Genomic DNA, 10,701 nt, shown 5'->3' with positions numbered 1-10,701 from the left:
TACAAAAGTTGCCTAATATCTAATTTGTCATTTTCAATGTGCTATAAATGAATTAGCTTTATTAAGGTTACCCAAAATGCAGGTAATGTCTAATTTCTAACATTTTCAATTTACTCCTTGACATTTCTTAGCTGGACTTTGTGTTACTTTATATCGAAATCATCGCCGTCAGTAAAGGCAATGTCAAAATCATCTTTAGGTTCAGGTGAAGGCTCTTTATGCTCCTTATTGGATTTAACCTTAAGCTTACCGCTTCTGCTTCCAAGGCCCACCTTATCAAAGGTTGGCATCTTCATGCGAGGCGTAAGGTCAACGTCATCGTCATCCTCTGGAAGTACCATTCCCTCAGGAACATAGCGAGGTCCACGATCTTTTTGAGGTTCTAAAGCCGCTTCTGGTTCTGTTTTTTGCTCTGGAGCCGGCTCTTTTTCTGGCTCAGGCTCGGGTTCTGGCTCGTATGGGATAACATTATCAGGTGTAACTGCATGAACATCTTCTTCTGGAGTTATGGTTGCAGTAGTGAAGTTCTCATCTGCCTGCTCAGTGGCAGGTGTTTCCTCAACAGAAAGCTCCTCGCCAGGAAGCTCCTCATTAGGAAGCTCCTCGTCAGGAATCTCCTCGTCTGCAGCTTCAGCCATCTCTTCCATCTTTTCAAGCTCGTCCTCTGATAATTCTGGGATAGCATACTCTCCCTCTTCATCAGATGGAGTGATGATAAGAGATGCAACGCACCCAAGAATGAATGCATAATACACTGTCACAAAGGCCTGGGTGTTCATTCTGGTGGCACCCATAAATGGCACTGTAGCAAAGATAAACAGCATGGACAAAAGCCATGGAGATACTCTCTCAAATTTCCGGTTTTTCCAAAAACCAACAATAACTCCGGACATTGCTACAGCTGTAATAAGATACAGTATCTTATGATCTGTGTAGATCCAGAACATGCTGAAAGTATTAAGGTTGTGGAAATAGTATGATGCCCAGTTATCAAGTCTTTCAGGAAAGAAAGCAAAACCTGCTTCCTGCGCGATCATTAAAAAGAAAGTTATGACAGCAACAAGCACAGTAATGACAAGCCTTACGAGATCATATCTGTAATCTCTTCCGCACAAAAACAGCACAGCCACAAGGAATGGCAGGATCATGATTATTGTTCCTGCGTCCACATAGGCCATAAATCCGACTACAATTCCCACAAATATATACCAGAGAAGGTATCCTGCAGATGTGTAGGAGCCTTTATATGCTCCTCTTAGGTAGAGGGCAACCACAAGGAACTCTATTCCGAACATAGCCATGAACAGATAATCTGTAGAAAGGGTAAGTCCTGTAAAGCTTGTGGTAAATATAGGCATAAAGGCAACATAGGTGGTATATACAAAGGCTGCAGCCCTGCCCAATAGCTTTTTTACCGTAAAATAGCTGCAGATCATGAACAATGTAAAGCATGCTATCTGGAAAAAGAATGGAACTGAGATGATGTTTCCTGTAAAAAGAAGAATGCCCCGCAAAATAGTGGAATAAAGAATGGACAAAAGATCATACTCAGCTGTCACATTCTGTCCGCCTATCATGGCATTTTCATAGAGGCTGTACTTACCACCAATATCTCCTGCAGTAGATGATAAGATCTCTACTCTGTAGTAAACAGAAGCCCCAATGATAAGAACTATCAGACATGAATAAAGGACATTAAAAAATGTCTTTTCGCCAAGGGCCTTAAAGCCAATGGCATCACTTAACCTGCTAAGTAAAATTGTAACCACAGACATGACAAGGGCGCTAAGGAGCGCTATGCCACCGCTATAGTATAAAGCTTTATCAGATGGAAAAAGTCCTAAAAAGAAACATAAACTTGCCACCATCACAATGTCAAAAAGTAGGAATACCCCCCAGATGCATATTGCTGGCCATGTTCGCCTTAGTTTCATTTTTAGGACCCCCGTCTAATTCGTTATTATTCTTCTGGCTCTTCCCAGTTGTGATATACAGCCTGAACGTCATCATCCTCATCAAGAAGGTCAAGGATTCTTGTAAGAAGCTTAACATTTTCAGGATCTGTAACTGCAACATAGTTCTGAGGGATCATTGTTACCTCAGCTGAAGCAGTAGCGATCTTCTCATTATTGAGAGCTTCAACAACAGCCTGGAAATTGTCTGGTGTTGTAAGGATCTCATAGCTGTCCTCTTCTTCGTTGAAGTCATCAGCGCCAGCATCAAGTACCAGCATCATAAGGTCATCTGAAGACATGCTGCACTCCTCTTTATCAATGAGGATCTGGCCCTTGTTGTCAAACATATAAGATACGCATCCAGGTGTTCCAACATTTCCATTTCCCTTAGAAAATGCAGCCTTAACGTTGGATGCAGTTCTGTTCTGGTTATCTGTAAGTGCCTCTACGATAATAGCTGTTCCGCCAGGACCATATCCTTCGTAAGTGATGTTCTTGTAATCAACGTTGCCTTCAGCGCCTGATGCTTTTTTGATACCACGATCGATAGTATCGTTAGGCATGTTGTTAGCCTTAGCCTTGGCGATTACCTGAGCAAGCTTAAAGTTGTTGGCAGGATCTGGTCCGCCTTCTTTAACTGCAACAGCGATCTCTCTACCAATGATTGTAAAAATCTTGCCCTTTGCAGCATCATTCTTTTCTTTCTTGTGTTTGATGTTTGCAAATTTTGAATGTCCTGACATAAAAAACTTCCTTTCATAAAACTGTTTACTTATTTTGCTATTTCTAATTCATCTTCCTCTTTCTCTTCAGTCTCCTCTGGCAACTTCTGAAGCAATACACTTGTCACCATGTGGTTCTGAACAGAAAGGATCTTGAAATTATAGCCGCCAACTTTTACTTCGAAATCCTCGTCCGGATCAGGTATCCTGTCAAGCTTAAAGATCAGATATCCGTTTAAGGTTTCAAATTCGCTTTTTTCAAAAGAGATATCAAATCTCTTTTCAAGTACCTCAAGTGGAGTCTTGCCATCTACAGTAAACTCCATGGGGTTCTTGGTAGGTTTGATATAGTTCTCATCCTCATCGTACTCGTCCATGATGTTACCGACAATCTCCTCGAGAATGTCCTCCATGGTAACAAGTCCCGCTGTCTGGCCATACTCATCAATGACTATAACCATCTGAGTCTTGGATGACTGCATGCTACGGAAAAGAGAATCAATATTCCTGGTCTCTGGAACAAACTTGGGCTGTCTTAGAAGTCCCTTGATCTTCCTGATGGGAAGCTCTTCATCTGTCTCCTCAGAGAGCTTTTTCATGGCATCTCTGATGTGCATGATACCTATGATGTGATCAATGTCGTCAAGGTAGACAGGGAATCGGGAATTGTTGGTATCCATCATGAAATTCACAGCTTCCTTAAGGCTAACATTGGCATCTATGGCCGTCATGGCATTTCTGTTGGTCATGATATCCTGGGCTTCCTTGTCTGAAAACTCAAAGATATTGGTGATCATATCCGCTTCCGCTTCCTGAATAACACCCTGCTCCTGACCCTTTTCAATAGAGTCTCTTATCTCTTCCTCTGTAACGTCGTCCAGCTTGTCATCGCCCCTTACTCCAAAGATATAAAGGATACCAGTGGCAACAAGCCCGGCTAAAAACGAAAAGGGCGCAGATATAAGTCCAAGGTAGTACACGGGATAGTAACAGGCATATGCCCACTTCTCAGGGTTTCTTGCTGCCAGCCTCCTTGGGATAATAACTCCAAAGCACATGATAACAAGAGCTATTACTGCGCCTGAAAGTATACAGAGCGCAAATGAAGGTAATGATCCCACCTGTGCACCAAATAAAGCAGCCAGATACAGGCTTATCTTGCAGGCAACAAAGCCTCCAAGGATCATGTTCATAACTATTGAAAGGATCTGCATCCTCTCAATATGCGAAGCTTCGTTCTCAAAAAGCTTAAGCAGCTTTTCGCCTATCTTGTCTTTGCCGGAGGCGCTTTTCTTTTCAATCTCATCCTTGCTGACATGGTCTATAGCAACCTGAAAACCATGAACAAAAATATCGATGATAAGAATGATAAAAAACGCTACTATACTGGCTGAAGGCAAGTCGACATCCATAATCGTTCCTCCTATAAACCAAAATGCACGCAAAATATCAAATTACACTATATCACATTTTGAGCTGTGGTACTAGATTTTTGAACCTAATAATAGGATAATGGTTTCTAGACTATGAAAAAAGGTTGGTTTAAATGGCTTCTTTGTTATCAATGGGGATAAAATCAATAACTAATGCCCTTCTCTATGCCCTTAAGGCTTTCTTTTCTTTGCTGACATGGTTTTTCAGGGCATTTTTAAAAGGACTTAAGTTCTTTTTTGTATTTCTCCCAATTACCAGCATCATATTTGCAATTCTCTTTTTAGTAAGTATCTTCGTTCTTGTGACAGGGCAAAACCCTCTTCCGCAGGCTATTCCTCTTTCCCAAGAGCCATCTGGCATTATTCTTCCTTTGTTTGAAAGTTTAAAGCTGTGGTGGATATCGTCAGTTTATTGCTATAAGGGACAGGCGTCCTACGTCCTACTGTTGATCCTTACCGTTTTGATGTTCATTCCTGTAATGACTGTATTTTTGTGTTTTTCTGTATTTGCTGCTTTTGGAAATATCCTGTTTTTCAGCATTGTAGCTGATGCAGTGCTATATCTGCTTGGTGCCCTTATCGGGAAAAGCTTTGTTCATCAGGCCATGTCCCGCTACTACAGGCTGTTTCCAGATGCCGGAAGAAGGCATGAGGAAAGAGAATACGGAAGGCTCCTTAAAAAGAGAAACAGAATGCTTGAAGAAGAGATGCGCTCTGATCGCCGCAGCAGAGCTGATGACTTCTATGGCAACGAAGATGAAGACTATGAGGATGAGTACGATCCTGAGGAGGAGTATGATGAGGATGACTACTATCCTGAGGATGAATGCGCTGCTGACTACGACGAAGATTATGACGAAGAATACGATGAAGAATATGATGAAGAATATGACGATGATGAGGAATATATAGAAGACTTCGAAGACGATTATGACGATCCTGGAAATGATCAGCAAAGCTACAGGACTGAAGCGCCAAAGCCCACGAACAATATTGGAACCTTTGATTTCTTTGCCGGCTGCAACAACCGTGAAAGCGTGGATAAAAAGTACCGCTCTCTTGTCAAGCTATATCACCCGGACAATATGGACGGTGACACATCAGCCCTTCAGGAGATCAATGTACAATATGACAAAGCAAAAAAAAGATGGTCATAAGGCCATCTTTCAGATTGTAGACAAAGTAAAGATTATCCATAAGCCGCTTAATGAATTGTAAGTCTGACTGAATGAATATCAATAGCCTTTCGCGGCATATCCTCGTTGGTGGGGGGCAGTGGGTGAGTCCCCCACTGACTCTCCACCAACTGCGGTATTCCACGGTGCTATTGATATTCATCCGGTCAGACTTTTTTGGTAATCAAGCGGCCATGGATAAAAGGTGACAGGTAGTAATCTGGCCTCCCTGTAAATTTTTGCCCGCGTTGATGCAAAATGGCCGCACAGAGTCTTCTGCGATGCGATATATCGTACTGTAGCCAGCATCATCACGTCAACATAATACCGCTGATCACTTTATCTGTTTCAGGTATTATGGTTTTACGGAAATATCATTCGCTATTTTATTCAATCTAATACCCACGACTCTTACATCATTGACTGGTATGAATTTCCTATTGTAGTTGCGATAAAACTGAAAATATTAGTGTAGGAAATCTAATACCCGCATCCAAATACTCTTCCATTGGTATTAAATGTGCCCTGATTCTTTTCTTCATGGCTAGAAAAAGCTAGGACCAGTAATAAGGAAATCAATTGGAGGTATTAACTCAGCCAAACCCCTCTCCAAAACTGCTTTTTGGGGCTCCCAAATACCGCTTTTCGAGCTTCCCTTATGTGTCCCGAAATGTTGGTTTTTCTTGATTACGGACTATTGCATAGAAAAATGCTCTACAGTAGGTAATTATGTCCCACCAAAAACTTCAAATAAATCCATTTTCAGACTAGAGAACACTTTTTTAGCATACAGTCCGTAACACGTCTTCCGGTTCCGTTGGAATAATTCCTTGAAAAAACTCGTTTTACGGACCGTATGCCCCCAAAACCACACTGTCGTCCGTAATGCAATTTAATAACAATCGATATTGGCCGTTATTTTACGGACTTGGATAAGGAAATCTGCCATCCAGTCTGATTCCACTGTATAGCACCTTCATCATCCCCGCTTGATTACCCAAAAACGTCCACCGAAAATCGGTCAAGTGGATCATGGAATACCGCAGCAGATACGGCGGGTAAAAACAGCTACATTGCTGAAATACCCAGTATCTGCGAGGATATGCCGTGAAAGCCACTTGAGCGATTTCCAGTGGACGTTATAATTCAAAAAGCGGAGATGATTTCGCCCAGCAGTATACTACTTTGTCTACAGTCTGAAAAAAGATGGCCATAAGACCATCTTTTTTCTTATTCATCTTCATCGTGATATCTGCACATCCTGATACCTGCAAGCCTGCCGCTCTCCTGAACAAAGAACCTGTAAAATCCTGTATCAAAGCGGTATTCATAGTAGTACATCTTGCCACCACCCACATCTTCCACGTGGTCCTCAGGTATAGAAAGCTCACCAAATCGCTCTTCCACATCCTGAATAAAACACTTATCAACTTCTATCCCCTGAGCAATCCTGTAGGGATAGTCCTTGTACTTGTTCCATCTAAAGATATTGCCATTGACCAAAGTGATCTGAAGTTCTGAAAGAGGTGCATCATGGTCAAGGTTATTAAGAACGCCAAAATCAAGCTTGCTGTACTCATTCCCAAGGTAGTATCCCTCAAAGTAGAATTCTTCACCTGCAGGGATAATGGTATCTCCTGATGAGTCCGGTTCAAAGCCGCCATTAACTAGCTGTTTATAGGTTACAGGAAGCTGATATACAATACCGTTAACTTCAAAAGTATAATCCTCAAGATTATCAGAAAGCTCTGTTTCACTGAACTTTTCTACATTTTCAATCCTGGCCATCTGATAGTAGCTTGAAGTGTGGGGATCGTTTTCAAAGAACATGGGCTCTATCTCATCGTAGTAACCCTTTTTCTCCATCTTGGCAATACCATTTTTAATATCTGTAAATATATACTTGTTGTTGTCAGCAGCCTTTCCCACCCTGAACATCTCGCCATAAAAGTAGCACTCATGGATCTCTTTAAAGCTCCTATACTCTCTTCTAAGCTCATCGTTTAGATTGCCTATCAGCTGCATGTACTCTCTCTGGCTAAGATATCCACACTTAAAGCACATATGGGTCACTCTGATGAGCCTTAGGTAGTCGTAGCCATCAATTCCGCTGTCACCAAATCTAAGATAGGCAAGGGCCGAACCCTTTACTCTGTCAAAAGCATCTGTGCTGATCCCATTTTCTTTAAAATATTCCTCAGTAATCTCAAGTCCATCTTCATAAGTTAGGTCACTGCCCATATCTTTTTCAATAAGTTCTATGGCCTTTTTGACAGTCTTATCACTTTTAAGGAACTTCTTGTATTTTGCTCGGTGTCCAAACTTAAGCATTCTGTCGATTACTTCCTTGGCAGAATCGCGGTCGCTTATCTTGTAGGCACTTTCAAGAAATATCTTGCAGTCATCGATCTCGGCGGAGTTTAACATCTGCCCTCCAATGTACTCTTCATATCCGTAGCTCATGAATGGATATATAGAAGTTGCAGCTGCCGCCCACTTATATGTAGGTGTATCCCTTTCAGGATAGGTTAAGGAAGAGGCAAAAGTCTCATCATCATCAAACTCTATTTTCAGGTTTTTGTAGTTGTCATTGACAGAAAGATTTCCTTCTGAACTACCTCCAAACAGTTCAGGAAAGAAAATGGCTACCATGAAAAGTCCACATATAGCAAAAACAAAAGCAAATGTAAAAATTGCGGCTGGTATATTAACCGAATTATATCTTTTGCTGCGGTCGTAGTACTCTTGATCGTTACCCATACAAATCATTCAGGCTTTAGATTAACTTTAAAAGAAATCTGCCTGGGAGTCTCCATTTCATCAAATTTAATAAGATAACTCTCTTCAGAGGAGTTAACTTCAAGTATTATGCCACTGCCGAGTATTGCATGCAACACCCTTGTGCCAGGCTCAAGGAGATTAAGTTTCTCAGCGCCCTTTAAGTGTCTTGAATCATTATCGATAAATTTCCTTGCCGACACTAAAAGCTCATCCACCTCGCCGTCAGTAAATTCCAAAAGCTCCTTATCAATATCAAGGATAAATCTGGAAGGATATCTTGGAATGCCCTCAAAGTTCCTTCCTCCAGCCTCTGTTATAAAGAGCTTTTTCTTTGCTCTTGTCATGGCGACAAAGGCAAGCCTTCTCTCCTCCTCCATGCCTTCAAGAGTGTGGATCTTGCGGGAAGGAAAGATTCCTTCATTCATACCGCACAAAAATACATAGGGAAACTCAAGCCCCTTGGCAGCATGTACTGTCATAAGCTTGACCTTATCTCCTGCTCCTGCGTCAGAATCAGCATTAGTAAACAGAGCCACGTGCTTAAGATAGTCCAAGGGCCCAACTTCTTCGCCGCAACTGGTCTCAAATTCAAAAATTGCCTGTTTGAGCTCTGCCAGGTTATCAAGTCTCTCCTGGGCTCCTTCAGTTCTTAGCATCTCCTCATAGCCGCTCTCGTGAAGGATTCCTGTAAACACCTCAGACACCATCTTGCCTTCATAGCTCTCAGAGAAGCTCTCAATAAGATCAATAAATGCTCTAGCCTTGGTGCCTCTCATGATCTCAGCATCAAGGTTCTCTGAAAGGGCCTGATAGAGCGAGCATCCCTTGTCCCTTGAGTACTGCTCCAAAAACTGCATTCGGCGCTTACCAAGGTTTCTCTTAGGGGCATTTGCAATCCTGCGAAAAGAGATATCATCTCTGTAAACAATCATCTTAAGGTAGCTAAGAGCATCTTTTATCTCCATTCGCCCAAAGAACTGAACCCCTGAATATATGGTATAGGGTATCTTTTCTTTTAACAGTCCCTCTTCAATTGTCCTTGTGACATAGTGGGCCCTGTAAAGAATGGTCATATCCCTGTAAGGAATACCCATTCCCTTAAGGGCCAGGATCTCTCCGGTAATATAATCGGCTTCATCGGCTGTATCAGGGGCCAGGTGACAGACCACCTTATCGCCCTCTGGCAGAGTCGGAACAAGTTCCTTTTTAAGTCTGTCCCTGTTCTTGTCTATAAGAGAGTTCACTGCCCGCAGTATCTGCGGCGTGGACCTGTAATTGTCGTTCATATAAATGGTCTTGGTGCCAGGGAATTTCTTATCAAAATCCAACAGGAAATGTACGTTGGCCCCTCTCCAGGTATAGATAGTCTGATCAGGATCTCCAACCACAAAAAGGTTCTTGTGATAAGCAGACAAAACCTCCATCAGCTCATGCTGAAGAGAGTCGATATCCTGGAACTCATCAATCATAATATACTCAAGACGCTTCTGCCACTTGAGCTTAATGTCTTCATTCCGGGAAAAAATATACAGGGTAAACTTGATAAGATCGTTGTAATCAAGTCCAAAGCACTTTTTCTCCTGATAAAGATATCCATAAAAAAGAATGTCCCGAACCTCTGTGGCCTTGTCATATTTCTCCTTAAGGACCTCAGGGGACATACCTATCATATCGATATAGTACTCAGGCTCCTCAAAGATCTTGCGCATCTCAAACATGTCCCTAGCCATTCCAAAGGTCATGTCACGAAGGGACAATCCCCTCTCCTCATAGATGATCTTAAGGATGTCATCTATGTCTGAATTGTCCAGCACCATAAAGCTCTTGGGATACTGAACAGCATGGGAATCCTCCTGAAGGACTGAAACGCAAAATCCATGGAAGGTATTGATATAGCCAGTATCATTGTCGCCAGTAAGCATATGTATTCTCTGGCGCATCTCAGTTGCTGACTTGTTGGTGAAGGTAACACAAAGAATGTGACCTGGCATTATGCCAAGCCCATTAACAAGATATGCAAATCTGCTGGACAAAGCCTTAGTCTTGCCACTTCCAGCTCCAGCCACAACCCGGACATAGCCCTCTGTTGTAGTAACGGCTGCCTGCTGCGATTCATTTAAATCCTGTAAAAAATCTAGCATAAAAATACCCCTAATAATCTATCTGCAACCATTATACAAACATTTGTTCGTAATAGCAAGGGGACGGGTTCTGTTGTCAGGTATTTTTAATCAACAAACAGCCTTGGCACTCTTCTGCTGATATCGCAGGTGAGCTCATAGTTGAATCTTCCGCTTAAGTCGCCCAAAAACTCAGCTGAGATCTCTTCGCCGGTGGTCTTGTCTTTTCCAAGAAGGATAACTTCATCCCCTTCCATTACGTAGGGGATATCTGTAACATCCACCATGAACTGGTCCATGCAGACCCTTCCAAGGATATTGGCGTGATGTCCGTTTATAAGAACATAGCCCTTGCCAGATAAGCTCCTAGGATATCCATCGCCGTAGCCAACAGGAATAGTGGCGATCCTGGTAGTTTTATCTGTTACATAGGTTCCGCCGTAGCTTACGGGAGTTCCTGCCGGAACATCCTTGATCATAACGATGTGGCTTACAAGCTCCATGGTAGGCTCAAG

At 42.3% G+C, this 10,701-nt stretch carries 7 protein-coding genes; 1 reads left to right on the top strand and 6 read right to left on the bottom strand.

The window, feature by feature from the left end:
• Positions 1–143 precede the first annotated feature (143 nt).
• From J6I68_RS13795 to J6I68_RS13785, 3 genes are read right to left on the bottom strand one after another with little or no spacing between them, the layout of a single operon-like run.
• Positions 144–1,934: a glycosyltransferase family 39 protein gene (locus J6I68_RS13795; RefSeq protein ID WP_292221172.1), complete on the bottom strand. Its 1,791-nt coding sequence runs from the start codon at positions 1,932–1,934 to the stop codon at positions 144–146.
• A 26-nt stretch (positions 1,935–1,960) separates the two neighbouring features.
• On the bottom strand, positions 1,961–2,698 hold the full coding sequence (locus J6I68_RS13790) for a YebC/PmpR family DNA-binding transcriptional regulator (RefSeq protein ID WP_292221170.1): 738 nt from the start codon (positions 2,696–2,698) through the stop codon (positions 1,961–1,963).
• A 29-nt stretch (positions 2,699–2,727) separates the two neighbouring features.
• Positions 2,728–4,089, bottom strand: a complete 1,362-nt coding sequence (locus J6I68_RS13785; protein ID WP_292221168.1) for a hemolysin family protein — start codon at positions 4,087–4,089, stop codon at positions 2,728–2,730.
• 134 nt (positions 4,090–4,223) lie between these two features.
• On the opposite strand from J6I68_RS13785, the gene J6I68_RS13780 reads away from it, so the two are divergent.
• Positions 4,224–5,267: a J domain-containing protein gene (locus tag J6I68_RS13780; RefSeq protein WP_292221166.1), complete on the top strand. Its 1,044-nt coding sequence runs from the start codon at positions 4,224–4,226 to the stop codon at positions 5,265–5,267.
• Between the two features lie 1,248 nt (positions 5,268–6,515).
• Here J6I68_RS13780 and J6I68_RS13775 read toward each other — a convergent pair.
• The 3 genes from J6I68_RS13775 to J6I68_RS13765 form a co-directional block, all read right to left on the bottom strand.
• Positions 6,516–8,045 carry a DUF1266 domain-containing protein gene (locus J6I68_RS13775; RefSeq protein ID WP_292221165.1) on the bottom strand — a complete coding sequence of 510 codons (1,530 nt, stop codon included), beginning with the start codon at positions 8,043–8,045 and terminating at the stop codon, positions 6,516–6,518.
• Between the two features lie 5 nt (positions 8,046–8,050).
• Positions 8,051–10,207, bottom strand: a complete 2,157-nt coding sequence (locus tag J6I68_RS13770; protein WP_292221164.1) for an ATP-dependent helicase — start codon at positions 10,205–10,207, stop codon at positions 8,051–8,053.
• Between the two features lie 86 nt (positions 10,208–10,293).
• A partial coding sequence (locus J6I68_RS13765; RefSeq protein ID WP_292221163.1) for an alanine racemase C-terminal domain-containing protein occupies positions 10,294–10,701 on the bottom strand: 408 nt, incomplete at its 5' end.

Source organism: Butyrivibrio sp. (assembly GCF_017940685.1).
Classification (GTDB): Bacteria; Bacillota; Clostridia; order Lachnospirales; family Lachnospiraceae; genus Butyrivibrio.
The sequence above is the reverse complement of the archived record's forward strand: the minus strand, read 5'-3'. Positions and strand labels throughout refer to the sequence as shown.

Excerpts from the sequence above, each read along its gene's own strand:
- J6I68_RS13795 (WP_292221172.1), bottom strand. The coding sequence starts at position 1,934 with ATGAAACTAAGGCGAACATGGCCAGCAATATGCATCTGGGGGGTATTC.
- J6I68_RS13790 (WP_292221170.1), bottom strand. The coding sequence starts at position 2,698 with ATGTCAGGACATTCAAAATTTGCAAACATCAAACACAAGAAAGAAAAG.
- J6I68_RS13785 (WP_292221168.1), bottom strand. The coding sequence starts at position 4,089 with ATGGATGTCGACTTGCCTTCAGCCAGTATAGTAGCGTTTTTTATCATT.
- J6I68_RS13780 (WP_292221166.1), top strand. The coding sequence starts at position 4,224 with ATGGCTTCTTTGTTATCAATGGGGATAAAATCAATAACTAATGCCCTT.
- J6I68_RS13775 (WP_292221165.1), bottom strand. The coding sequence starts at position 8,045 with ATGGGTAACGATCAAGAGTACTACGACCGCAGCAAAAGATATAATTCG.
- J6I68_RS13770 (WP_292221164.1), bottom strand. The coding sequence starts at position 10,207 with ATGCTAGATTTTTTACAGGATTTAAATGAATCGCAGCAGGCAGCCGTT.